This window comes from Cellulomonas composti, from assembly GCF_007990245.1.
Lineage (GTDB): Bacteria > Actinomycetota > Actinomycetes > Actinomycetales > Cellulomonadaceae > Cellulomonas > Cellulomonas composti.
In genome coordinates, this window is record NZ_BJWG01000008.1 from 78263 (window position 1) to 102813 (window position 24551).

A 24551-nucleotide genomic window follows, 5' to 3' on the forward strand; every position below is an offset into this window, starting at 1 on the left:
GCACGGTTGTCCCGGCCCGACGGGACTGCGGAGCTCGTCGGACCGGTGCTGCGGGGTACTTCGATACTTCGATGGTGCTGGTTGACTGGGACTACTGCCCGGGCTCGGGCGGCGCGGCCGGGACGGCCACGTCGACCGTGTGGCGGAGGTCGCTCGACGAGCGGCCCACGCGCATGCGGTACGTGCCGGCCGGAGTGACCCAGCCCCCACGCACCACGTCCCAGGCCCGGAACGCCGAGGCGCTCACCCGGACCCGGACTTCTACCTGTTCGCCCGGTGCGGCGGACGCACCGGCGAACCCGCCGAGCCAGCGCACGGGGCGGTCGTTCGACCCCGCCGGCGGCTCGACGTAGACCTGGACGACCTCGCGGCCCGCGCGAGGTCCGGAGTTGCGGATCGTCGTGACGACGTCGAGCGAACCGTCGCCCGCGTCCTGCACCCGTGCGTCGACGTGCTCCCACGTCGTCCAGCCGAGTCCGTGGCCGAACGGCGCCGCGGGCGTGCGGCCGAGCCGCAGCCACGAGCGGTAGCCGACGTGCACGCCCTCGGCGTAGTCCACGACCCCGTCGACCGGCACGGCGTGCGGCACGGGGACGTCGGCCTCGTCGGCCGGCAGGGTCCACGGCAGCCGGCCAGCGGGCTCGGTCCGACCGGTCAGCACGTCCGCGAGCGCCTCGGGCCACTCCTGGCCGCCGAGCCACGCCCACACGACGCACGGCGCCTCGTCGAGCCACGGCAGCACCACGGGCGCGCCCGCGTTGACCACGACGACCGTGCGCGGGTTGGCCGCGAGCACGGCACGGACGAGCTCGTCCTGCGTGCCGGGCAGCGCGAGCGACGTGCGGTCGTAGCCCTCGGACTCGATCTCCTCGTTCGTGCCGACGACGACGACCGCGAGGTCGGCCGCGGCGGCCGCCTCCACCGCCTGTGCGAGCAGCTCCGCGGGCGACGCGGCCGGCGCGCGGTGCACGAGGTCGGCCCGGACGAACGACGCGTACCCGACCGGGTGGACCGCCTGCACGGTGGCGTCGATGTCGAGCGTCGTCGGCTCGGTCGGCTCGGCGACGAGCATCACCGGGACGGGCTGGTTGACGCTCGAGTCGAGGATCACCTCGGCGCCGACGACGCGGTCCGAGGTCGACAGCTCCTGGCCGTCGATGACGATGCGGTGCCGCCCGACCGTGCCGACGCCGACCTCGTGGTGGCCGACCTCGTCGAGCGCGACCGTGGTGCGGATGCGCAGCGCGGCGGCCGCGGACGGCACGTCGCGCAGCCAGCCGGGCCAGTCGGTGACGACACGCGAGGCGAGCACGGTGCCTTCGTCGTCGACCAGCTCGAGCAGCGCGCCGGGGGCACCGTCGGGAGTCGTGCACCGGCCGGCGAGGTCGAGCGCCGGGGGCAGCAGCCGGGAGACGGCGCCGGGCAGGACCGTGACGTCGGCGGCGGGGAACGCCTCGCGCACCGCGTCCTGCGGGCTCGAGTGCCGGTCGGGCCGGACGTAGGCCGAGCCGCCGCCCTGCACGAACGGGACGAGAGCGTTGGGTCCCAGGAGCGCGACGCTGCGCACGTCGTCGGCGGCGAGCGGGAGCAGGCCGGTCTCGTCGCGCAGCACGACCATGGCCTGGGCGGCGAGCCGGCGCAGCACGCCACGCACGTCCACCTCGCCGAGCCTGTCACGCAACGCGCCCGACGGCTCGAGGTCGGCGAGCGCGCCGACCCGCTGCGCAAGAAGAAGCAGACGGTCGACCTTCTCGTCGATCGCGGACTCGGCGACCTCGCCCGAGCGGACCGCGGCGAGCAGGCCGTCGCCCCACACGCCGTCGGGCCCGGGCATCTGCAGGTCGAGACCGCCGTCGACGGCCGCCGCGACGGACTTGGTGGCGACCCAGTCGCTCACGACGACGCCGTCGAAGCCCCACTCGCCGCGCAGCACGTCGGTCAGCAGCGGGCGGTGCTCGAGCGCGGGGGCCGCGACCTCGCCCGTGTCGATGCCCGAGTACGCGCCCATGAGGGACCACGCGCCGGCCTCGAGCACGAGCCGCTCGAACGGCGCGAGGTAGACCTCGCGCAGCGTGCGCTCGTCCACGCGGGCCAGGTAGCTGGTGCGCTGCGTCTCGGAGTCGTTGGCGACGTAGTGCTTGACGCACATGCCGACGCCGCGTTCCTGCGCGGCACGGACGACCGCGACCGCGACCTGGCTCGTGAGCTCGGGGTCCTCCGAGTAGCACTCGAAGTGCCGGCCGCCCACGGGCGTGCGCTGCAGGTTGACCTGGGGCGCGAGCACGACGTCGACGCCGTGGCGACGGGCCTCGGCGGCGAACACCGCGCCGACCTCGTCCGCGAGGCCGAGGTCCCAGGTCGCGGCGAGCGCGCTGGGCGCCGGGAAGGACGCCGCGGTCTCGTCGGGGTCGTCGGACACGCCGCGCACACCCGCGGGACCGTCGGAGATGAACAGCGGGCGCAGCCCGATGTGCGGCACCGCGGAGGTCGACCAGAGACCCGCACCCACGACGAGGCCGACCTTCTCCTCGATGGTGAGCCGGGACCGCAGCTCGACGAGCTGCGTGGCCGGCGCCGCCTCCGGGTGGCCGGTGCCGCCAACGGTGGCGGGCCGGTCAGCCATCGGCTGCTCTGCGGTGTCCAGGGACACGGGTGGGTCTCCTCGGTTCGACGTCGTCGTCGGGTGTCGGACTAGTAGAACACAACTTACTGACTTGTCAGTAAGCCGGTAGGTCACAGTATGGTTGCGGTATGGACGACGACGTTCCGCCCACGGCCAGCGCCGTGGCTGCATCCGGCGGGGCCCCCGCGCCGGCACCCGAGCCGACCCGCGCGCCGGCACCCGCGACGACGTCCGGCGCGCCCAAGCGCGCCCGCCGCACTCGCCAGGCGACCGTCGAACGGCGCGCCGAGATCCTGCGCGCGGCCGCGCACACGTTCGGCACCAAGGGCTACAAGACGGGCTCGTTGGCCGAGGTCGCCGAGCAGGTCGGGATCACGCATGCCGGCGTCCTGCACCACTTCGGGTCCAAGGACCAGCTCCTCGTCGAGGTGCTCGAGTACCGCGACAAGGAGGACGTGCGCGAGCTCGAGGGCCAGCACATCCCCGGCGGGATCGAGCTGTTCAGGCACCTCGTGCGCACCGCGGCCGCCAACGAGGACCGGCCCGGCATCGTGCAGAGCTACTCCGTGCTCACGGGTGAGTCCGTCACCGAGAACCACCCTGCCCGGGCCTGGGTGACGGAGCGTTTCACCGTTCTTCGCGGCGAGATCACGGACGCGGTCGAGACCGTCGTCGGCCCGGGCGTCGAGCACGAGCGCGCCGTGGAGGCCGCCAGCGCCATCATCGGCGTCATGGACGGTCTGCAGGTGCAGTGGCTCCTGGACGACACCGTGCACCTCGCCCACGCGACCCGCTTCGCGATCGAGGCGATCCTGCAGGCCGTGTGTCCGCCCGGGGTCACGCTGCCCTCGCTCGACTGAGCCACCTCACCCCCGGCGTACAGGGAACTCCCAGGTACGTCCCAGGGGCATCCCAGTGCCCTCCGGGATCGTTGAGGCATGACGACAACGACGGAGCACACCACTCTCGTCGTCGGCGACCTCCGCTTCGACGAGACGACCGGCGAGGTCACCCGCGGCGAGCACCCCATCCACCTGACGCCCACCGAGCAGGCTCTGCTGCGCTACTTCATGAGCAACCCCCGACGGGTGCTCTCCAAGCGCCAGATCCTCGACCGGGTGTGGCGCGACGACCGGCGCGGCGAGGCCGGCGTCGTCGAGCTCTACGTCAGCTACCTGCGGCGCAAGATCGACAAGGGTCGCGCGCCGATGCTGCACACCCTGCGCGGCATCGGGTACGTCCTGCGCCCGGCGCTCTGAGCCGACCTCAGACCGGGAACGCGCGGTAGAAGTCGAGGACGTCGGCGACCGGGACGACGGCACGGAACACCGCCGTGCGGTTGAACCACAGCACGATCCCGGTCCCGTCGCCCTTGTCCACGGCCGTGTACGTGCCGACACGCTTGTCACCCACGCGCACCGCGCCCGTCTGCGGCAGCTTGTCGCGCGCCGTGTCGCCCTGGGCGGTCACGTCGCCCGACTGCGTCCGGGTCGGCGCGGGCGACGGCTCGCCCTTGTCACTGCCCTTCTCGTCGGAACCGGCGTTGCCGGAACCCGTCTGCTCGGAGTCCGTGTCCGACGAGGACAGCGCGGCGGCCCCCGGCAGCTCGGCGAGCTGTGCCTGGTAGAACGCCTTGGCCTCGTCGCCCGTCGCCCACTGCCCGACGAGCATCGTGACCTCGGCGCCCGCGCCGTCGGTGTACGTCTCCTGGTACGCCTCGAGCGCACCGGCGTCCACCCACTGCGGCGCCGGGTCGCTGCTCGCGAGCGCGTACTGCAGCACCGCGTCGGGCAGCGTCTGCGCGAACGGCGTGGTCGCCGTGCGGGCGACCGGCTCCACGTCCGGCGTCGGCACGGGCAGGATCGTCGTGATCGCGACGGGTGGTTCTGCGGTCTCGTCGCCCCCGCGGTTCGCGAGCACGATGCCGACGACCACGCCCGCGACGAGCAGGACCGCGACCACGATCGCCACGGGCAGCAGCCAGGCCGGGCGGCCGGACCCACCCGCGGGCGGCGGCGTCCCGACGGGACCCGCAGGGGGCGTGGCCGGCGGGGTGCTCCCGCTCGGGCCGGTCTGCGACCACACGGGCCCGTCCTGGCTCGGCTGTCCGCTCTCGGTCATCGATTCCCCCTCGTCGTCCGCCGGCCGTCGCGCCGACCCGTGCTCACCGGACCTCGTGCAGCCTACCCAGCGCTCGCCAGGTCACGCCGTCGCGGCCCGGCGAGTCCGACGACGAGCAACGGCGCCGCGACGATCCGGAACCGGTCCGCCCGCAGCGCGAGCCGCACCAGGTCGCCTCGACGGTCGTTCAGCCCCGGACAGGACCGGAGATGTCGGTGCGGCTCGGTAGCGTGCCGCACGTGAGCGCGACGACGACGAAGCGGGGCGAGCGGCCGGCCTACCGGTGCGCCGAGTGCGGGTGGACCACCGCGAAGTGGGTCGGTCGCTGCGGCGAGTGCCAGGCCTGGGGCACGGTCGTCGAGGGCCTCGGACCGGGTGGGGGTGCACCGCGCACGGCCGCGGTCGCGCCCACGCGTTCCCCCGCACGCTCGATCGTCGAGATCCCGGTCGAGTCCGCGGCTGCCCGGCCCACCGGCGTCGCGGAGCTGGACCGCGTGCTCGGGGGCGGCATCGTGCCCGGCGCGGTCGTGCTGCTCGCGGGGGAGCCGGGCGTCGGCAAGTCGACGCTGCTGCTCGACGTCGCCGCGCGTGCGGCCCGCGGCGGGCGGCGGGTGCTCTACGTGACCGGCGAGGAGTCGGCGGCACAGGTGCGGCTGCGGGCGGGGCGCATCCGCGCGCTCGACCCGAACCTGCTGCTGGCCGACGAGACCGACCTGGCGACCGTCCTCGGCCACGTCGAGCAGGTCTCCCCCGACCTGCTCGTGCTGGACTCGGTGCAGACGATCGCCTCGGCGCAGGTCGAGGGCACCGCGGGCGGCGTCGCGCAGGTGCGCGAGGTGGCCTCGGCGCTGATCCAGACCGCGAAGGCGCGCGACCTGCCGGTCGTCCTGATCGGCCACGTCACCAAGGACGGGTCGGTGGCCGGGCCGCGCACGCTCGAGCACCTGGTGGACGTCGTCTGCCAGTTCGAGGGCGAGCGGCACTCGCGGCTGCGCCTGCTGCGCGCGACGAAGAACCGCTACGGGCCGACGGACGAGGTCGGCTGCTTCGACCTGTCGGACACCGGCATCCTCGGCGTCGAGGACCCCAGCGGCCTGTTCGTCTCGCAGGCGATCCACGCCGTCCCGGGCACGTGCCTGACGGTCACGCTCGAGGGCCGCCGACCGCTCGCGACCGAGATCCAGGCGCTCGTCGCGCCGTCCGCCGCGCCCAACCCCCGCCGCACGACGAGCGGCGTCGACTCCTCCCGCCTCGCGATGGTGCTCGCGGTGCTGCAGCGCCGCCTCGGTGTACGCCTCGCCGACCAGGACGTCTACGTGTCCACGGTCGGCGGCGCCCGCGCGGTGGAGCCCGCCGCGGACCTGGCGCTCGCGCTCGCCGCGGTCTCGTCCCGCCAGGAGCAGGCGCTGCCACGCGGGCTCGTCGCGATCGGCGAGGTGGGGCTCGCGGGCGAGATCCGCACCGTCACGGGCGTCACGCAACGGCTCGCGGAAGCGGCCCGGCTCGGCTTCACGCGCGCGATCGTCCCGGCGGGCGCGCTCGACGAGGTCCGCCCGCCCGAGGGGCTCACGACGGTGGCCGCGGCCGACCTGGTCGAAGCCGTGGCAGAGGTGCTAATGGACGTCTGAGCAAGGCCGGCGGCGCCAGGTCGAGGTCTCGGCGGACCGTCGTCCTGGCCGACCTCGTCGCGGCCGGCTGACCGACCGGTCGGCGTGCCGTCCGGAGCCCGGTGCGGTGCGGGCGCGTCAGCCGCCGGCCCGGTCGATGCCCAGATCGGCGAGGAGGGCCTCGACGCGGGTCCGGATCTCGTCGCGGATGACGCGCACGGCGTCGAGGCCCTGGTCCGCCGGATCGTCGAGCACCCAGTCCTCGTAGCGCTTGCCGGGGTAGAACGGGCACGCGTCACCGCAGCCCATCGTGATCACGACGTCGGAGTCGACCACGGCCTGCGACGTCAGCGCCTTGGGCCGCTCGTGCGCGATGTCGATGCCGACCTCGGCCATCGCCGCGACCGCGGCCGGGTTGACCTGGTCGGCCGGGAGCGACCCCGCCGAGCGCAGGTTGTCCGCGGTTCGGCGGTCCCGCGCGTCGCGGCGCGGCGTCAGTACGATGCACCCGTGGCCCACCAGCACACCCCCGACGACCTGCTCAGGTCGACGCTCGCCGCCGTCGCGCCGGGCGGTGCGCTGCGCGACGGGCTGGAGCGGATCCTGCGCGGGCGCACCGGGGCGCTGATCGTGCTCGGGTTCGACAAGACGGTGGAGAGCATCTGCTCGGGCGGGTTCGTCCTCGACGTCGAGTTCTCCGCGACCCGCCTGCGCGAGCTGTGCAAGATGGACGGCGCGGTCGTCGTGGACCGCGACATCAGCCGCATCGTGCGCGCCGCGGTCCAGCTGCTGCCGGACGTGACGATCGAGACCTCCGAGTCGGGCACGCGGCACCGCACCGCCGAGCGCGTCGCCAAGCAGACCGGCCTGCCCGTGATCTCGGTGTCCGCGTCGATGCGGATCATCGCGCTCTACGTGGACAACCAGCGCTACGTGCTCGAGGACTCGACGACCATCCTGTCCCGCGCCAACCAGGCGCTCGCGACGCTCGAGCGCTACAAGGCCCGGCTCGACGAGGTCAGCGGCACGCTGTCCGCGCTCGAGATCGAGGACCTGGTCACGGTCCGCGACGTCTCCGCGGTGGTGCAGCGCCTCGAGATGGTCCGGCGCATCTCGGAGGAGATCGAGAGCTACGTCGTCGAGCTCGGCACGGACGGCCGCCTGCTCACGCTGCAGCTCGACGAGCTCGTCGGCGGCATCGGCTCGGACCGCGAGCTCGTGATCCGCGACTACGTCGACCCCTCGCGCCGCGACGACGAGTCGGTGCTCGCCGCGCTCGCCGAGCTCGACGCGACCCAGCTGCTCGACATCGCACACATCGCGCGCGTGCTCGGCCTGCCGGGCGGCGGGGACGCGCTCGACGCGGCGGTCGGGCCGCGCGGCTACCGGCTGCTCTCGCGCGTGCCGCGGCTGCCGGGCGCGATCGTCGACCGGCTCGTCACGCACTTCGGCGGCCTGCAGAAGCTGCTGGCCGCGGGGATCGACGACCTCATGGCCGTCGACGGCGTGGGCGAGCAGCGCGCCCGCGCGGTGCGCGAGGGTCTGTCGCGGCTCGCCGAGTCGAGCATCCTCGAGCGCTACGTCTGAGCCCCGCGGGCATCAGCCCAGGTCGAAGACCGCCGGCGCCGCCGGGACGCCGACCACGACGACCTGTGCCGAGTACGTCCCGCGGCCGGGTGCCTTGAGACCGCCCCGGCAGTCCTCCGCCGAGCGCACGCGGGGCCACGTGTAGGTCTCCTTGCTCGTGTCCCCGGGGCCGAGCAGCAGCGGACGGCTCGTCGGGTCGTCGCCCAGGCAGTCGGTGCTCGACCACACCCGGTCCTTGCCCGACGTGACCAGCACCGTGCGGAACTCGTCGCCCGCGTCGACCAGGCACGCCTCGTCACCGCGGTTGGTCACGGCGATCGTGAACGTCGGCTTCGTCGAACCCGCGAAGGACCCCGCGGTCGCGGTCGCGTCGACCTGCAGGCTCGCCGCGTCGCACACGACGACACCGCTCACTGCGGCCTTGCGCGACAGCTCGTCGAGATCGTCCTGGAGCTGTTCGTCGGCCTTCGTCGGCGCCGTCGTGGCGTCCGGGACCGGCGCGCCGGACGTCACGCCGGCCTTCGGCGTCGGCGCGGTCTGGGCGGCGGCGTCCGAGCCGCGTCCGGCGAGCACCCACACGACGAGCCCGACGAGCAGCAGTGGCACGCCGAGCACGACGAGCCGTCGCACCCAGAACACCCGCCGTGGCACCTGCGTCGGCACGCTCGTCCTCCCGAAGCCGTCCGGTCGACGCGCCGCGCGCCGACCCCTACGAACCGTACGAGGGGTCGGCGCGCCAGCCGGGCGTCGTCCGCGGCGCGCCGCGGATCGGCCTGTGACCTACACGTCAGTCGAGCGGGCCGGTGGGGGTCGCTCGACGACGTGCGCTGCGTGCTCCGAGGACGAGGCCGGCACCGAGCAGCAGCACGAGCCCGGCCAGGCCGCCGGCGGCGGCGATGTCCGCACCTGTCGTGGCGAGGTCGTCACCGGGGGTCGAGGTCGGCGCCGGTGTCGGCGTCGGGCCGTCGGTCGGGTCCGGGTCCGGCGTCGTCAGAGCGGGGACGGTCGCGTGGTACGGATCGTCGTCGCCCACGCGGTACGGGGTGCCGTCGTCGTGGGTCGCGAGGTCCGGCTCACCGTCGACCAGGCGCGGCTCACCGGTCGGCACGCCGTCGCCGTCGACCTCGGGCACGACCACGGTCGCCTCGACGGCCACCGTGTCCGCGTGGTCCACCGGGGCATCCGTCGCGGTGAGCACCAGCGTGCCGCCGCAGAAGAACGACGCGGACGGCGGGAACAGCCCGTGCCACGCGCCCGACGTCTCGAACGAGTAGGCGGTGGAACCGCCGAACGGCGACAGGTCGCACGAGATGTCGGTGATCGTCGGGCCGACGTGCGTGCGGTCGGCGACGGTGACGTCGGACAGCGTCGTCGTGCCCGTGTTGGTCACGACCCAGCGCACCGAACGCGCCACCTCGGACGTCGCCTTCACGGCGTGCGCGGCGTCGTTGGCGTCCTGGTCGGCGCTCACGAGCGGCTTGACCGGCACGCTCCACGCACCGTCCGCACGCACCACCGGGTCGTCCTGCTCGCCGTCGTACTTGATGACCTGGATGGCGCCGGTGAACGCGTTGTACGCGTCCTCGTCGGACACGGTGGTGCCCGACGCGATGCCGACGCCCGAGACGCTCGCGCGGTCCACGTGCGGGGCGTCGGACGCGGTCACGGTCAGCGTCGCGACGCCGGTGATCACGGCGCCGGGCGCGAAGCTGGCCGAGCCCTGGCCGAACGTGTCGGCCCAGCGCGCGACCCACGCGTCGCCGTCGCGCGTCGCGACGGCCGTCGTGTCGTCGGGGAACGTCCACGTGATCGCGGTGATGTCGCCGCCCGAGACGGACTCGTCGCGCAGCGTGACCTCGCGCAGGCGCTCGGTGCCCGTGTTCGTCACGACGAGCACGACGTCCCGGGTCTCGCCCGGCGCGTACAGCTCGCCGTCGTCCATGGTGTCCGCGTCGTGCGTGATGACGCCCGCGGCGCCGTCGCCCTTCTCGATGTCGATCCGCGGCGTCACCGCCGTCGGGTTCTCGAGCACGACCTCGATCGTCGAACCGTCGCCGATCGTGATCTCGTCGACCGGCGTGCCGTCGACGAGGAACCGCGGCGTGCGCCACGACGCGCCGTCGGGCAGGCCGTCCAGCGGCGTCGCCTCGACGAACGTCACGACCGTGCCGGCGGGCAGGTGCCCGTCGAGCTCCCAGCGCTCACCGTGGTGGACCGTGACGGTCGTCGGGAGGCCGCCCTCGGGCGTGTACGTCACCTGGAAGCCCGGGTCGCCGACGAGCAGGTGCTCGCCCTCCCCCGTGACGTCCTTGGTGATGGCGAACGAGCCGTACAGCCGCTCGGTCGGGTTCTCCAGGCTCACGGCGACCGGCGACGAGCCGATCGTGAACGTCGCCGAGCCGTCGTCGTCCGTCGTGACGCCCGCGCCCGACCAGACCGGCGTCTGCCACGCGACGTCCGCGGGTGCACCCGTCGGGGCGACCTCGCGCAGCGTGACGACCGTGCCGCGCGGCAGGCCGGAGAACGACGCGCTCGGGTCGGCCTTGGTCAGCGTGATCGGCGTCTGCGGGACGCCGTCGAGGTCGTAGTCGACCTCGAACTCGAACGTCGGCGGGACCGACGCGGACGCGCCGCCCGTGACCGACTTCGTGATCGAGAAGCCGTCGACGAGCTGCGTGGTCGGGTTGGTGAGCGTCAGCGCGGCGGTCGAGCCGGCGGTCACGACGAGCGTCGCGGTGCCGTCGCCGTTGTCGGTGACGCCCGTGCCGGACCACACCGGCGTCTCCCAGGCCAGGTCGGGGCCGCCGGCGGGCGGCGCGTCCTCCCACAGGGTCACGGTGGTGCCGGCCGGGATCCCGCTCACGCTCGTCGTGTCGTCGACGTCGACCGAGCCCGAGCCCGTCGTCGCGCCGTAGGAGTACCGGAACGTGTAGCCGGTCGCGGGCGCCGACGCGCTCGCCGCGTCCGTCACGCGCTTGGTCACCGAGAACCCGCCGACGAGCTGCGTCGTCGGGTTCTCCAGGCCGACCGTGACGGTCGAGGTGCCGATCGTCACGGACGCCGAGCCGTCGCCGTTCGTCGTGACGCCCGTGCCCGACCAGACCGGGGTGCCCCACTGGACGTCCGCGGGCGCCCCGGTGCGGGCGCGCTCCGCGAGCGTGACGACCGTGCCGTACGGCAGGCCCGCGAGCGAGTCGGTGGGCGCGGACTTCGTCAGGTCGAGCACGGCGCTGCCCGGCAGGGCTGTCACCGGGTTCGTCCACGTCGCGTCGACCAGGAAGTGGAAGCCGTTCGGGACGGACGCCGCGGCGCCGCCCGTGACCGACTTGGTCAGCGAGAGCCCGGCCGTGGTGCGGGTGGTCGGGTTCTCGAGGGCGATCGCGACGGTCGTCGCGTCGCCGATCGTGATCGAGACCTGGGCCTGCGTGACCGGCTCGGCCGCGCCGATCGTCCAGACGGGCGTGCCCCACACGACGCCGGTGACCGAGGGGCGGGTCGCCTCCCGGATCAGGACGGTCGTGCCGTACGGCAGGTCGGGCGACGTGGCCGACGAGCCACGGTCCACCGTGAGCGACTGCCAGCTCCCGCCGGCGTCGCTCGAGTACTCGATCGTGAACGACTGCGACGCCCCGACGAGGGCGGCGCCGCCGCCCGTGACCGTCTTGGCGACCGAGAACCGGCCCGGCGCGCGCAGCGTGTTCGTCACCGTGACGAGCTGCGGCGTGGCGGTCGACCCGGTGACGAGGAACTCGCCCGCCGGGGAGACCACGGGCGCCGAGCGCTGGCCCGCGGTGCTCGTCTCGGTCACGGTCGCGCGCGTCCCGACCGGGACCGTCACGGTGTGGCCGTTGCCCGCCCCGACCGTGACGGCGAACGCGGCGTCGCCCGCCGGCAGCGTCAGTGCGACGCCACGGAAGTCGCGGGCGGCGACGGCCATCGCGTAGGTCGCACCCGACGCGGACGCACCACCCGACGCGTCGATGCGCTTCTCGACCGTGAACGCGACGTCCGCGACCAGGCCCGCGTCGATCGAGTGGTCGTTCACGCCCGGCCCGCCGACGGTGTAGGTCACCGCCCCGGTCGTCGGGTCGACGTCGCTGTCGAGGTCGTCGTCGCCGGCGTCCTGGTCGGTGAACCTCAGCCAGGACCAGGGGACGGTGCCGAAGGTCGGGTCGCCCGTGAGCCAGTTCCCGCTGGTGGGCGGGACGACGACGACGTCGTAGGTGCCGAACGGGTCGAACGGGTGGGTCGCGTCGTCGGAGCGGAAGTAGTACTCGCCCGCGGCGTTCGTCGTGGTGGTCGCGACGAGCGTCGCGCCGTCCCGCAGCTCGACGGTGACCCCGGCGACGCCCGGCTCGTCGGCGTCCTGCAGGCCGTCCTGGTCCGCGTCGAACCACACGCGGTTGCCGATCTCGACCGGCGCCGTCTCGGCCAGCGCCTCGATCGCGCCCAGGCCGCCGCCCTTCTGGAACGAGGAGGAGTCGCCGGTGTCCCACAGGTCCAGCGTGTGCTCGTAGCCGCGGGTCGCGGAGCCGTTCGTCGCGCTGAACCAGGTCAGGCCCGCGAGCCGGATGCCGCTGAGCGGGTCGAACGACGACGAGACGATCGCCTGCGTCGAGCCCGGGAAGGACACCGCGCTGCCGAGCGTGATCTCGCGGTGCGTCGTGCCGGTGTTGAGGTTCTGCTGGTCCGCGAAGAACTCGCGGCCGCCGGGGCCCTCGTTGGCGCTGCCCGAGCCGGTCCGCGTCACGGCGGCACCGAGGTGGTTCACCCCCGTGACCGAGCCGTTGTTCTCGAGCGTGTAGACCGTGCGTGCCGCGTTCGGGCCGGCGATCAGCGTGTCGCCCGACGAGATGCTCTCCCAGGTCCCGGTGACCGAGGTGTCCGCGGCGACGTTGCGGTTGCCGCCCTGGATCGCGGTGCGGTCCGCGAACGACAGCACCAGGAAGCCGTCCTCGTCGAACGTGAGGTCGGTGAGGACGGCCTGCGGGTAGACGTGCACGGGGCCCCAGCTGCTCCCGGCGGCGAACGAGACCGTGCCGGTCGTGCCCCACTTCCAGGTGTTGGTCCACGTGTTCCAGCGGATGATCTGCGGGTAGGTGCCGCTGTAGTCGGTACCGGACCACGCGGAGATCGGGTTGCCGCGGGTGTAGCCCAGGTCGACGCCGTCCACGCCCGCGCTGCGCACGATGCTCGTCCACGTCGCCGTGCCGGCGAGCGCGTCCAGCACCGGGGCGCGCAGCACGTAGGCGCGCAGGCCGGCCGCGGCGGCGGACTGGCCCGCGGTGGTGCCGGTGTCGACCGTCCCCACGTAGAGAGAGCCGTCGCGGATCGTCAGCGCCCAGGGCTGGCGGGTGGCCGCCAGGCCCAGGTCGATCCGCGTCGCCTCCGTGATCACCGGCTGCGTGAGGTCGATCGCGTACAGGTTCCGGTCGCGCAGGTTCACGAAGAGCAGCACCGTGCCGGTCGGGTCGAGCGCCATGCCGCCGATGCCGACGCGCGCGGCCTGCGCGAACGCGTCGGTGTCGGGGTTGGTCACGCTCGGTGCCCCGAGCGTCCGCGTGGGGACGGTGCCGACGTCGATCGGCTGACCGTCCTGGTCCACCAGCGTGCGCACGTCGAGCCAGGTCATCGCCGGGCTCGCGTGCACCGCGCCCGAGTCGCTCGTCACGTCGGCGAAGTGGTAGATGCCGCCGATGCCCGCCGGGCCGAGGTCCGACTCACGCTTGTAGGTGGCGGACACCCACAGCTCGTCGGACCGGCTCGAGTACACGCTCGACCACACGGACCCGACCTGGCCGTAGGTCGCGATCGTCGTGCGGGCCGAGAACCGCGTGGTGTTGTTGGCGCCGCTGTCGTTGCGCGCGACGTCCCAGGGCGTCGCCGCCACGGCCGCCGTCCCCGTGGTGGCGGCGTTGCTGCGCGAGCCGGCGGTCTGGATGGTCACGACCACCGGTGGGTTCGTCTGCACGTGGTCCGCGGGGACGTTGACCGCGTAGTCCACACCCGTCGCACCGTCGTCGACGAACTGCACGCTCGTGCCGTTGTCGGCGCCCGCGGCCGTCGCCGCCATGCCGTCCGGGGTCTCGAACTGCACGCGCAGCCGGCTCCCCGCCAGGGTCGAGACGTTCGCCGACCACAGCCCGCTCGCACCGGTCGTCGTCGTCACCGACGCACCGGCGCGGTCCGTGACGACCACGTCGAGGCCCGTCAGGCCCGCGTCGATCGACCGGCCGAGGCCCGTCGTCGTGTCGTAGGCGCCGTTGCCGTTGAAGTCGCGGTACACGCGCCCGGAGACGGTCGAGCTCGCGGCCGAGGCAGAGGACGCCGCGAGCGCGACGACCGAACCGGTGGCGGCGATCGCGAGCGCCGTGAGGCCGGCGACGAGGCGGGGGGCTGGGCGGTGACGGGTGCTCACCGGGACTTCCCTTCGTGGGGGGCGTTGCCGGAGCGCGCACCCGGGACCAACGTCCCGGGCGCAGACGCGCGGTAAGAGAACCACAGGTCAGAGGCCATTTCGGACGAGTGTCCGAATTGCCTGGACGCGTGTCCGGGATGCGGGTGGGGAAGCACCCAGGGCGCCACCGGGGTTCACCCGTCCGAGCGACGTCGCATCGGGTGAACCCCGACCTCGCGGCCTACGATCTGCACGTGCCCCGGCCCCGTCCCCTCACCTCGCTGCTCGCGCTCGGGCTCGCGATCGGGATGGCGTGCGCGGGGCTGGTCGCCGCCTGCTCGTCGGATCCCGAACCGCTCGCGCTCGTGCGCGTCCCGGGCGACGCGGAGACCGTCACCCAGGCCGTCGCGCGCGTCAGCCCGGGCGGGACGGTGCTGGTCGGCGCGGGCGTCTACCCCGAGCAGGTGCTCGTCGACAAGACGGACGTGACGATCCGCGGCGAGGACCGCAACGCCACGATCATCGACGGCGAGGGTCGGCGTCCGTACGGCATCGTCGCGATCTCCGACGGGGTGCGCATCGAGAACCTCACGGTGCGCGCCGCGACGTTCTACGGCGTGCTCGTCACGGGCCTGCACGACGAGAACGGCCCGTCCGCCCACAACGGCGACGGCTACGACACGCTCGATCCGGAGCAGTTCCCGCCCGTGCAGCGCTTCTCGGTGGACCACGTCACGGCGCACAACAACGGGCTCTACGGCATCTACGCGTTCGACGCGAACAACGGCGTGATCCGCGACTCGTACGCCTCCGGGTCGGCGGACTCCGGGTTCTACGTGGGCCAGTGCGAGGACTGCAACATCTTGGTGACGGGCAACGTCGCCGAGCGCAACGCGGTGGGCTTCGAGAACGCCAACGCGTCCGGGCCGCTGACGATCGCCGGCAACCGGTTCTCCGGCAACCGCGTCGGGATGACGCTCATCTCCAACTACCGCGAGGCGTTCACGCCGCAGCGCGCCAACACGGTCGTGGGGAACCTCGTGGTCGACAACGTCGAGCCCGACTCGCCCGCGCAGGCCACGGGCGGGTTCGGTATCGGCATCGGCATCAGCGGTGCGCGCGAGAACGTCCTGGCCCGCAACACCGTCACGGGCAACCCGGTCGCCGGCGTGCTGCTCGCCAACACCGAGGACCTCGCCGCGGTCGACAACTCGTTCGTCGACACAGGCTGGGCCGGCAACGGCATCGACCTCGCGAACGTCTCCGCGTCGCGCGCGCCCGCATCGGGGAACTGCGTCTCGACGACGAACGCCGCGGCGACCCCCGTCACGCTGCTGCCCGCCGCCCTGACCGACCCGTGCCCCGACGGCGAGCAGCCCGCCGCGACGGCGACCGACCTGCCACCGGTCGAGGTGCCGCGCGGCGTGAGCTTCCTGAAGGTCGCGGCGCCCGCCCCGCAGCCCGACCTGGGGCCGTGGACCGGCCAGGCCGAGCCGCTGCCGGCGACCGTCGCGCTGCCGGACCCCGACACGTTCGACCTGCCCGGTCCGGACTTCCTGGCCGAGCTGACGGGCACGGCGTGAGGCCGGCCGGCGGCCGTCGCCGCGGCGCGTGCGTCGCCCGGCTCGTCGTCGGGCTCGTCGGGCTCGTCGTGCTGGTGCCGTTCGTCGGGCTGCTCGCCGGGTGCGGCGGTCACGACGAGCCGCGCCCGGTGACGCAGGAGGAGGCGGAGCTGCTCGCGACCGTGCGGTTCCGCAACTACGACGCGGGCGCCCGCGAGGTCTCCACGGTCGTCGAGGGCGAGACCGACGCCGAGGACGTGCAGCTCGACGGCTGGGTCGACTTCGCCGACCACCGCGGCTACGCGCTGCTCACGCAGGACACCGCCGACCCGTCGCTGATCGCGTGGGACGGCTCGCAGGCGGTCGTCGGTGCGGCGCCGGACGGCGCGACCAGCGCCCCGCTGCCCGCACCCGTCGACCTCCTGACCGGCGAGCCCACCTCGATCGACGCCTCGGCGTCGCGCGAGCAGGCGCTCCTGCTCGTGCTGCTCGACCTCGCCGACGACCGCCCCGAGAACCCGCTCCTGCTGCAGCAGGAGGGGGCGACGTTCGTGCGGTCCGACGAGGTCGGGGGCGTACCCGTGAGCGTGCTGACGGCCACGGCGGACGGCAACGCGCGCTACTGGGTCGACGCCGAAGGTCTGCTGCGCCGGTTCGAGGTGCTGGTCGGCGGCGAGTGGAGCACGGTCGACCTCGGCGACGCGATCGACCCCGCCAAGCTGGGCCTGGGCACCGGGGGCGGCTCATGACCGAGTCGCAGGGTCTGAGCCGGCGCGCGCTGCTGGCCGGCGCGGGCACGCTCGTCGCGGGTGCGGGTATCGCGACGATCGCGACGTCGGCGGTCACGGTGCGCGACACGACCACCGGGTCCGAGGGCGGCACGGGCCCCGGCGCCTCGCTCGACGGTGCCCGGCGCGAGGTCGAGCCGGCCGGCAGCACTCAGGCCGGCGTCGCCCGCCCGACCACGCCCGCCGCGCACGCGCTGTTCGCGACGTTCGCGCTGCCCGACCTCACGTCGCTGCGCGCGGACCTCGCCGCGCTGGGTCGTGCGGTGCTCGCGACGGTACGCGACAGCGGCGACCTGCTGCCCGACGGCCGCGGCGATCTGACCGTGACGATCGGCCTGGGCCCGCGCCCGCTCGCGTCGGTCGACCCCTCGCTGCCCGGCGCGACGCCGATGCCGGACTTCGTCGGCGACGACGCGATCCCGTCGGAACGCCGCGACCCGGACCTGCTGGTCGCGGTCGCCGCGAGCGATGCCACGATGCTGCGCGCGCTGCTCGACCGCGTCACCTCGGCGGTCCCGGGCCTCGTCGCGGGCTGGACCCAGCACGGCTTCCGCGCGCCCGGCACCGGCACGGTCGCGCGCAACCCGCTGGGCTACCTCGACGGCATCATCGTCCCGGACACCACCGCGGAGCTCGCCGAGAACGTCTGGATCACGCAGGGAGCGCTCGCCGGCGCCACGGTGTGCGTGCTGCGCCGGTTGCGTCTCGACTCGCGCGCGTTCCTCGCGCTCGAGGTCCCCGCGCGCGACGCGACGATCGGTCGCGGCGCCGACGGTGTGCCGTTGTCCGGCGGTTCGCCGACCTCGCAGGTCGACCTCGACGCCAAGACCCCCGAGGGCGAGTACCTCGTGCCCGCCCGGGCGCACGCGCGCGCCGCGCACCCGTCGTTCACCGGCTCACCGCTCATGCTGCGCCGCGGGTACGCGTTCGACGACGGCGAGGTCGACGGCCCGGCGGGCCGCATCGCCGACGCCGGGCTCCTGTTCGCCTGCTACCAGCGCACGCTCGACACGTTCGTGCGCACGCAGCAGCGGCTCGACGAGACCGACGACCTGATGGCGTACGCGACGCCGACCGGCTCCGCGAGCTTCCTCGTCCTGCCCGGGTACGACGACACGCGCCCGTTGGGCGACGCGCTGTTCGCGTGAACGACGCTCGCACCGACCTCACGTCGGCGGTCGCCGCCTGGTACGACGAGCATGCCCGCGAGCTGCCGTGGCGCGGACCGGACCGCACGCCGTGGGGCGTGCTCGTCAGCGAGGTGATGCTCCAGCAGACGCCGGTGGTGCGCGTCGAGCCGGCGTGGCAGGCCTGGCTCGCGCGCTGGCCCACGCCGGCCGACCTCGCCGCCGCGCCGACCGCCGACGTGCTGCGGGCCTGGGACCGGCTCGGCTACCCGCGTCGGGCGCTGCGCCTGCAGGAGTGCGCGCGCACGCTCGTCGAGCGGCACGGGGGTGAGGTCCCCGACGACGAGGCGGCGCTGCTCGCGCTGCCCGGCATCGGCCCGTACACGGCCGCCGCGGTGCGCGCGTTCGCGTTCGGCCGGCGCGCGGTGGTGCTCGACACGAACGTGCGCCGCGTCCTGGCCCGCGCGATCGGCGGCGAGGCGTTGCCCGCGCCTGCGCTCACCCGCGCCGAGTCCGACCGGGCGCTGGCACTGGTCCCCGCGCGGGCCGCCGACGCCGCACGCTGGGCCCAGGCGTCGATGGAGCTCGGTGCACTCGTGTGCACGGCGCGCGCCCCGCGCTGCGATCGGTGCCCGCTGGTCTCGTCGTGCGCGTGGGTCGCGGCCGGCCGGCCCGACGACGCGCACGCCCACCGTCGTCGCACCCAGGCGTGGGCCGGCACCGACCGCCAGGCCCGCGGCCGGCTGCTCGCGGTCCTGCGCGAGAGCACCTCCCCGGTGCCCGAGCACGCCCTCGCGCAGGCCTGGCCGCCGCCCGCGCAGCGCGCGCGCTGCCTCGCCGGGCTCGTCGCCGACGGCCTCGTCGTCCAGGCGCGTCCCGACGACGAGGCCGGTCCCGACGACGAGCCCGCGTACGCACTGCCGTCCTAGCGCGCCCCCCACCGCGCCCGGACCGCACCCGAGGCGGCCACGGCCGGGTGACCGCGCGGGCGGCGGGTGCGCGGCTCGGACGCGTCGAGCAGCGCGGTCGCGGTGATCTCGTCGACGACGAGGTCCGTCACCACACCGGCACGCAGCGCCGCGAGCAGCGGCGCGACCTTGTTGTCCCCGGCCACGACGCACACCCGGCGCGGCATGCGTTGCAGCTCGACCGGGTTGGGCCCCGTCGCCCGCGCGTTCAGGGGGATGTCGCTCCACGACCCGTCGGCGCGCAGGAACACCGTGCACACGTCGCCCACGACGCCCTCGTCGTGCAGCACGCGCACGTCCGCGTCGTCGAGGTAGCCCGCCGAGTACACGTGCGACGGCACGGCACCCGCGACCGCACCCACCGAGAACAGCGCGATGTCCGCCCGGCGCTGCATGTCGAGCACGCGCCGGACCGAACGTTCGCGCCACATCGCGGCCCGCGTGTCCGAGAAGTCGAAGAACGCCGGGACCGAGAAGTGGTGCACGGCCGCGCTGAACGCCGTGCCGAACGACGAGATCAGGTCGCTCGCGTAGTCCACGCCGGACGTGCGCATGTTCGCGGCGCCGTTGAGCTGGACCACGGCCGCGCCACGCGTCGGCTTCGGCGTGAGGAACCGCGAGACCGAGGCGAGCGTCGTGCCCCACGCGACGCCGAGCACCATGTCCGAGTCGAACCACGAGCCCACGAGCTTGGCCGCGGTCATGCTCACCTGGTCGAGCCGCTCGATGTGCGACGACGAGTCCGGCACCGGCACGACGTACGTGTCGATGCCGAACGCCGCGGCGACCGACCGGCCGAGCCCGGGCGCACGTGTGCTCGCCGGCCGCAGCGTGATCTCGACGAGGCCCGTCTCCCGGGCGCGCTTGATGAGCCGCGAGACCGTCGAGCGCGAGGTCCCGAGATGGCGCGCGATGACCTCCATCTTGAGGTCCTGCAGGTAGTACATCGACGCCGCGCGGAGCACGTCCTGCTCGCGATCGACCTCCACGACGACCTCCCCCTCACCGGCCCCGGCGCTGCACGTTCGTGCACTGCGGTTGCGCATGTGTTCCGTTGGTGACGACGATAGCGAGCGTCACGGATCAGGTCGATCCCGGTGGATCAGGACGATCCGGACGCACGACGAACGGGGAGGGGCCCGCCATGAGGACCGCGCCGCTGACGGCAGACGCACGCCAGGACGCACTGGGGGCCTTGCGCACCAGTGCGGAACGAGGCAGCGAGCTCGACGTCCTCGTCGTCGGGGGTGGCGTCACCGGGGCCGGCATCGCGGTCGACGCGGTGACCCGTGGGCTCTCGACCGCGATCATCGAGGCCCAGGACTGGGCCAGCGGCACGTCGTCGCGCTCGTCGAAGCTCGTGCACGGCGGTCTGCGCTACCTGCAGATGCTCGACTTCCACCTCGTGCGCGAGGCGCTGACCGAACGCGACCTGCTGATCAACACGCTCGCACCGCACCTCGTGAAGCCCGTCAGCTTCCTGTACCCGCTGGAGAACCGGGTCTGGGAGCGGGCCTACGTCGGCGCGGGCGTCGCGCTGTACGACACGCTCGCGAGCGTCAACGGCGCCAAGCGCGCGATGCCGATCCACCGGCACCTGACGCGCAAGGGGATGGAGCGCCTGTTCCCCGACCTGCGGCACGACGCCGCCATCGGCGCGGTGCGCTACTGGGACGCGAGCGTCGACGACGCGCGCCTCGTCTCGACGCTCGTGCGGACCGCGGTCTCCTACGGCGCGCACGCCGCGTCACGCACGCAGGTGCTCGGGCTGCAGACGACGACCGGGGGTGCCGTGACCGGCGCCGAGGTCGTGGACCTCGAGACCGGTGAGCACATCGACGTGCGCGCCCGGCACGTCATCAACGCGACCGGCGTGTGGACCGAGCAGACCGAGTCGCTCGCGGGCAGCGAGGGCGGCCTGCGCGTGCTGGCCAGCAAGGGCATCCACATCGTCGTGCCGCGTTCGCGCATCGCCGGCGACGTCGGTCTGATCCTGCAGACCGAGAAGTCCGTGCTGTTCATCATCCCGTGGTCGCGGTACTGGGTGATCGGCACGACGGACACCCCGTGGGAGCAGGAGCTGGTGCACCCCGTCGCGACGAGCGCGGACATCGACTACGTGATCGACCACGCCAACACCGTGCTGGCCCGGCCCCTCACGCGTGAGGACGTCATCGGCACCTGGGCCGGGCTGCGGCCGCTGCTGCAGCCGCAGGTCAAGGCGGGCACGTCGTCGGCCAAGGTGTCCCGCGAGCACACCGTCGCCTCCCCGAGCCCGGGCCTGACCGTGATCGCGGGCGGCAAGCTCACCACGTATCGCGTGATGGCCAAGGACGCCGTCGACTTCGCGATCGGGTCGCGCGCCACGAGCCTGCCGTCGCTCACGCACGAGCTCCCGCTCGTCGGCGCCGAGGGCCTCAACGTCGTGCAGCGCCAGGCGCGGGCGATCGCGCGGCGCTACGGCTGGGACCGGCCGCGCATGGACCACCTGCTGCACCGCTACGGCTCGCTGGTGCAGGAGCTCACCGACCTGTGCGACGCCCGGCCCGAGCTGGCCGCGCCGCTGCAGCACGCACCCGCGTACATCGGCGCCGAGATCGTCTACGCGGCGAGCCACGAGGGTGCGCTGCACCTCGACGACGTGCTCATGCACCGCACCCGGCTCAACTACGAGCAGGTGGACAAGGGGGTCGGCGCACTCGAGGAGATCGCCGACCTCGTCGCACCGGTGCTCGGCTGGGACGAGCGCACCCGGTCGAAGGAGATCGAGGCGTACGTCGCCCGCGCCGAGGCCGAGGACGCCGCCGCCCAGGAGCTCGACGACGTCGCCGCCGTGAAGGCCCGGCTGCGCGCGGTCGACCTCGCCCCGATGCAGCCCCTGGGCACCTAGAACTCCTCGCGCCCGTCGGGCGCGAGGTGCACGTGACAACGACGTCCGTCAAAGAGAGGGGTGGCTCGTGAACGAGCTGATGTCCCAAGCGTTCGTCTCAGAGATCCTCGGTACTGCGACCCTGCTGCTGCTGGGTGCCGGCGTGGTGGCCAACGTCATCCTGCCCAAGAACAAGGGCTTCAACGGCGGCTGGCTCCTCATCAACTTCGGATGGGGTCTCGCCGTCTTCACCGGTGTGTTCGTCGCGTTCAGGTCGGGTGCGCACCTGAACCCTGCCGTGACCGTGGGCCTCTGGGTCGCGGACAAGCCGTTCTTCACGGTGACCGGCCCCGACGGCATGGTCACCGCGAGCCTGCTCCCGACAGCGGGCAACGCCGCCTGGTACTTCCTCGCGGAGTTCATCGGCGCATTCATCGGCGCCGTGCTCGCGTTCCTCGCGTACAAGAAGCACTTCGACGAGGACGCCGACCCGGCCACCAAGCTCGCGGTCTTCTCCACCGGCCCGGCGATCCGCAGCTACACCTGGAACTTCATCACCGAGGTTCTGGGCACCTTCGTCCTGGTGATCTTCGTCCTCGTCTCGGGTGCGACGCCCCACGCGATCGGCCCGCTCGCGGTCGCGCTCGTCGTGCTCGGCATCGGCGCGAGCCTCGGTGGCCCCACGGGGTACGCGATCAACCCGGCCCGTGACCTCGGCCCCCGCATCGCGCACGCCATCCTGCCGATCAAGGGCAAGGGCGGCAGCGACTGGGCGTACTCGTGGGTCCCGGTGTTCGGTCCGATCGTCGGAGCCGTCCTCGCCGGTCTCACCTACCTGGCGCTCAAGAGCTTCTACGGCCTGTGACGGCACCCCGCCCGTCGACAACTCAACGGAGAGATACCCATGGCTGACCCGAAGTACGTCCTTGCCATCGACCAGGGCACGACCAGCACGCGCGCGATCGTCTTCGACCACGGCGGCCAGCTCGTGGCCACCGGTCAGAAGGAGCACGAGCAGATCTTCCCGAGAGCCGGTTGGGTGGAGCACGACCCGGCAGAGATCTGGGACAACACGCGTGAGGTCGTCGGTCTCGCGCTCGCCAAGGCCAACGCGACCGCCAAGGACCTGGCCTCGATCGGCATCACCAACCAGCGTGAGACGGCGGTGGTGTGGGACCGCAGGACCGGCAAGGCGGTCTACAACGCGATCGTCTGGCAGGACACCCGCACGCAGAAGATCGCCGAGGATCTCGGTGCTCTCGGCGGCGGTGCCGACCGGTACAAGGCCAAGGTCGGCCTCCCGCTGGCCACGTACTTCTCCGGTCCGAAGATCCGCTGGATCCTCGACAACGTCGACGGCGCACGCGAGGCTGCCGAGCGCGGCGACCTCGCGTTCGGCAACACCGACTCGTGGGTGCTGTGGAACATGACGGGCGGCGTCGACGGCGGTGTGCACGTCACCGACGTGACCAACGCGTCCCGCACGATGCTCATGAACCTCGACACGCTGTCCTGGAACGAGGACATCGCGGGCGAGATGGGCATCCCGCTGTCGATGCTCCCCGAGATCCGCTCGTCGTCCGAGGTGTACGGCAACGACCGCGAGGGCGGCCTGGCCGCCGGCGTCCCGATCGCGGGCATCCTCGGTGACCAGCAGGCCGCGACGTTCGGCCAGGCATGCTTCGAGCCGGGCCACGCCAAGAACACGTACGGCACGGGCAACTTCATGCTGCTCAACACGGGCACGGAGATCGTCCCGTCCAAGAACGGCCTGCTGACGACGCTCTGCTACAAGATCGGCGACCAGGACGCGGTCTACGCGCTCGAGGGTTCGATCGCCGTCACCGGATCCCTGATCCAGTGGCTGCGCGACAACCTCGGCATGATCACCTCGGCGCCGGAGATCGAGACGCTGGCCCGGACCGTCGACGACAACGGCGGCGCGTACTTCGTGCCGGCGTTCTCGGGCCTGTTCGCGCCGTACTGGCGCTCCGACGCACGCGGTGCGCTCGTCGGGCTCACCCGGTACGTCAACAAGGGTCACATCGCGCGGGCCGCCCTGGAGGCCACGGCCTTCCAGACCCGCGAGGTGCTCGACGCGATGAACGCCGACTCGGGCGTCGACCTGACCGAGCTCAAGGTCGACGGCGGCATGGTGCAGGACGAGCTGCTCATGCAGTTCCAGGCCGACATCCTCGGCGTGGACGTCGTCCGGCCGAAGGTCGCCGAGACCACCGCGCTCGGCGCCGCGTACGCGGCCGGCATCGCGGTGGGCTTCTGGCAGGGCGAGCAGGACGTCATCGACAACTGGGCCGAGGACAAGCGCTGGAGCCCCGACATCGCCGACGACGAGCGCGACCGCCAGTACCGCCTCTGGAAGAAGGCCGTCACCAAGACCTTCGACTGGGTCGACGACGACGTGAAGTAGCACCACGCACCACGCGACGGGGGTGGGAGGTGGCCGACCGGCCGCCCCCCACCCCCGTCCCGCACCCACCCCCCCTCGATGCGACCCGCTCCCTCGATGCGGCCCGCTCCCTCGATGCAGCAGTCGATGCAGATCCCGGCGGGTCCACCCGGCGAACCCTGCACCCATCCCTGCACCCACCAACGCGACCCTCACCGGCAGACGCTCGCCGACCCCCACCCCGGGCGCTCACCCACCCGACCCCACCCCACCCCGCCCGCGCCCCTTCCCGGCCCTCGATGCAGCAGTCGATGCAGATCCCGGCGGGTCCACCCGGCGAACCCTGCACCCATCCCTGCACCCATCCCGACACCCACCAACGCGGCCCCACCAGGCGCATGCCCGCCCCCTCCACGCCCGCGCGACCTCTCCTCCCCGCCCACGCCCCTGCCCGGCCCTCGATGCAGCAGTCGATGCAGATCCCGGCGGGTCCAC

General features: G+C 73.5%; 16 protein-coding genes and 1 pseudogene. 11 read left to right on the forward strand and 6 right to left on the reverse strand.

Annotation, left to right across the window (positions count from 1 at the left end):
• Positions 1 to 91: 91 nt before the first annotated feature.
• On the reverse strand, positions 92 to 2650 hold the full coding sequence (locus CCO02nite_RS09835) for a beta-d-glucosidase (RefSeq protein ID WP_246117474.1): 2559 nt from the start codon (positions 2648 to 2650) through the stop codon (positions 92 to 94).
• A 101-nt stretch (positions 2651 to 2751) separates the two neighbouring features.
• On the opposite strand from CCO02nite_RS09835, the gene CCO02nite_RS09840 reads away from it, so the two are divergent.
• Positions 2752 to 3483 carry a TetR/AcrR family transcriptional regulator gene (locus tag CCO02nite_RS09840; RefSeq protein ID WP_146842963.1) on the forward strand — a complete coding sequence of 244 codons (732 nt, stop codon included), beginning with the start codon at positions 2752 to 2754 and terminating at the stop codon, positions 3481 to 3483.
• 102 nt (positions 3484 to 3585) lie between these two features.
• Positions 3586 to 3882, forward strand: a pseudogene (locus CCO02nite_RS09845) (winged helix-turn-helix domain-containing protein); the annotation flags it as partial.
• A gap of 7 nt (positions 3883 to 3889) precedes the next feature.
• On the opposite strand, the gene CCO02nite_RS09850 reads toward CCO02nite_RS09845, so the two are convergent.
• A complete protein-coding gene (locus CCO02nite_RS09850; RefSeq protein ID WP_146842965.1) occupies positions 3890 to 4744 on the reverse strand; it encodes a hypothetical protein in 855 nt (284 codons plus the stop codon).
• 209 nt (positions 4745 to 4953) lie between these two features.
• Here CCO02nite_RS09850 and radA point away from each other — a divergent pair, with 209 nt between their 5' ends.
• On the forward strand, positions 4954 to 6372 hold the full coding sequence (radA, locus tag CCO02nite_RS09855; RefSeq protein WP_146842966.1) for a DNA repair protein RadA: 1419 nt from the start codon (positions 4954 to 4956) through the stop codon (positions 6370 to 6372).
• A gap of 117 nt (positions 6373 to 6489) precedes the next feature.
• On the opposite strand, the gene CCO02nite_RS09860 is transcribed toward radA, so the two are convergent.
• Positions 6490 to 6855 carry an arsenate reductase/protein-tyrosine-phosphatase family protein gene (locus tag CCO02nite_RS09860; protein ID WP_246117480.1) on the reverse strand — a complete coding sequence of 122 codons (366 nt, stop codon included), beginning with the start codon at positions 6853 to 6855 and terminating at the stop codon, positions 6490 to 6492.
• A gap of 6 nt (positions 6856 to 6861) precedes the next feature.
• On the opposite strand from CCO02nite_RS09860, the gene disA reads away from it, so the two are divergent.
• Positions 6862 to 7938 (forward strand): DNA integrity scanning diadenylate cyclase DisA, encoded by a 1077-nt coding sequence (gene disA / locus CCO02nite_RS09865; RefSeq protein WP_146842968.1) that lies wholly within the window; start codon positions 6862 to 6864, stop codon positions 7936 to 7938.
• 12 nt (positions 7939 to 7950) lie between these two features.
• Here the strand turns inward: disA and CCO02nite_RS09870 are convergent, their stop codons facing one another.
• Both CCO02nite_RS09870 and CCO02nite_RS09875 read right to left on the reverse strand, forming a co-directional pair.
• A complete protein-coding gene (locus tag CCO02nite_RS09870) occupies positions 7951 to 8601 on the reverse strand; it encodes a hypothetical protein (protein ID WP_146842969.1) in 651 nt (216 codons plus the stop codon).
• Positions 8602 to 8725: 124 nt separating this feature from the next.
• Positions 8726 to 14356 (reverse strand): DUF5979 domain-containing protein, encoded by a 5631-nt coding sequence (locus CCO02nite_RS09875; protein WP_146842970.1) that lies wholly within the window; start codon positions 14354 to 14356, stop codon positions 8726 to 8728.
• A gap of 233 nt (positions 14357 to 14589) precedes the next feature.
• On the opposite strand from CCO02nite_RS09875, the gene CCO02nite_RS09880 reads away from it, so the two are divergent.
• The 4 genes from CCO02nite_RS09880 to CCO02nite_RS09895 are packed head-to-tail and all read left to right on the forward strand — an operon-like array spanning position 14590 to position 18741.
• The gene (locus CCO02nite_RS09880) at positions 14590 to 15918 is read left to right on the forward strand and encodes a right-handed parallel beta-helix repeat-containing protein (RefSeq protein ID WP_222593183.1); all 1329 of its coding nucleotides are present in this window, start codon (positions 14590 to 14592) and stop codon (positions 15916 to 15918) included.
• Complete coding sequence (locus CCO02nite_RS09885; RefSeq protein ID WP_146842971.1) at positions 15915 to 16646, forward strand: hypothetical protein; 732 nt, start codon at positions 15915 to 15917, stop codon at positions 16644 to 16646. The genes CCO02nite_RS09880 and CCO02nite_RS09885 overlap by 4 nt, the downstream gene beginning before the upstream one ends.
• The gene (locus CCO02nite_RS09890) at positions 16643 to 17833 is read left to right on the forward strand and encodes a Dyp-type peroxidase (RefSeq protein WP_146842972.1); all 1191 of its coding nucleotides are present in this window, start codon (positions 16643 to 16645) and stop codon (positions 17831 to 17833) included. The genes CCO02nite_RS09885 and CCO02nite_RS09890 overlap by 4 nt, the downstream gene beginning before the upstream one ends.
• The gene (locus tag CCO02nite_RS09895) at positions 17830 to 18741 is read left to right on the forward strand and encodes an HhH-GPD family protein (RefSeq protein WP_146842973.1); all 912 of its coding nucleotides are present in this window, start codon (positions 17830 to 17832) and stop codon (positions 18739 to 18741) included. The genes CCO02nite_RS09890 and CCO02nite_RS09895 overlap by 4 nt, the downstream gene beginning before the upstream one ends.
• Here CCO02nite_RS09895 and CCO02nite_RS09900 read toward each other — a convergent pair.
• On the reverse strand, positions 18738 to 19769 hold the full coding sequence (locus CCO02nite_RS09900) for a sugar-binding transcriptional regulator (protein ID WP_146842974.1): 1032 nt from the start codon (positions 19767 to 19769) through the stop codon (positions 18738 to 18740). The genes CCO02nite_RS09895 and CCO02nite_RS09900 overlap by 4 nt on opposite strands.
• Before the next feature lie 155 nt (positions 19770 to 19924).
• On the opposite strand from CCO02nite_RS09900, the gene CCO02nite_RS09905 reads away from it, so the two are divergent.
• From CCO02nite_RS09905 to glpK, 3 genes are all read left to right on the forward strand, one after another.
• The gene (locus CCO02nite_RS09905; protein ID WP_146842975.1) at positions 19925 to 21670 is read left to right on the forward strand and encodes a glycerol-3-phosphate dehydrogenase/oxidase; all 1746 of its coding nucleotides are present in this window, start codon (positions 19925 to 19927) and stop codon (positions 21668 to 21670) included.
• 79 nt (positions 21671 to 21749) lie between these two features.
• The gene (locus tag CCO02nite_RS09910) at positions 21750 to 22514 is read left to right on the forward strand and encodes an MIP/aquaporin family protein (RefSeq protein ID WP_146843079.1); all 765 of its coding nucleotides are present in this window, start codon (positions 21750 to 21752) and stop codon (positions 22512 to 22514) included.
• A gap of 39 nt (positions 22515 to 22553) precedes the next feature.
• A complete protein-coding gene (glpK, locus tag CCO02nite_RS09915) occupies positions 22554 to 24077 on the forward strand; it encodes a glycerol kinase GlpK (RefSeq protein ID WP_146842976.1) in 1524 nt (507 codons plus the stop codon).
• Positions 24078 to 24551: the final 474 nt, after the last annotated feature.

What these genes read in the sequence shown, in the direction of transcription:
- CCO02nite_RS09840 (WP_146842963.1), top strand. Translation starts at nt 2,752, where the DNA reads ATGGACGACGACGTTCCGCCCACGGCCAGCGCCGTGGCTGCATCCGGC.
- radA (WP_146842966.1), top strand. Translation starts at nt 4,954, where the DNA reads ATGTCGGTGCGGCTCGGTAGCGTGCCGCACGTGAGCGCGACGACGACG.
- CCO02nite_RS09890 (WP_146842972.1), top strand. Translation starts at nt 16,643, where the DNA reads ATGACCGAGTCGCAGGGTCTGAGCCGGCGCGCGCTGCTGGCCGGCGCG.
- CCO02nite_RS09910 (WP_146843079.1), top strand. Translation starts at nt 21,750, where the DNA reads ATGTCCCAAGCGTTCGTCTCAGAGATCCTCGGTACTGCGACCCTGCTG.
- glpK (WP_146842976.1), top strand. Translation starts at nt 22,554, where the DNA reads ATGGCTGACCCGAAGTACGTCCTTGCCATCGACCAGGGCACGACCAGC.
- CCO02nite_RS09905 (WP_146842975.1), top strand. Translation starts at nt 19,925, where the DNA reads ATGAGGACCGCGCCGCTGACGGCAGACGCACGCCAGGACGCACTGGGG.
- CCO02nite_RS09850 (WP_146842965.1), bottom strand. Translation starts at nt 4,744, where the DNA reads ATGACCGAGAGCGGACAGCCGAGCCAGGACGGGCCCGTGTGGTCGCAG.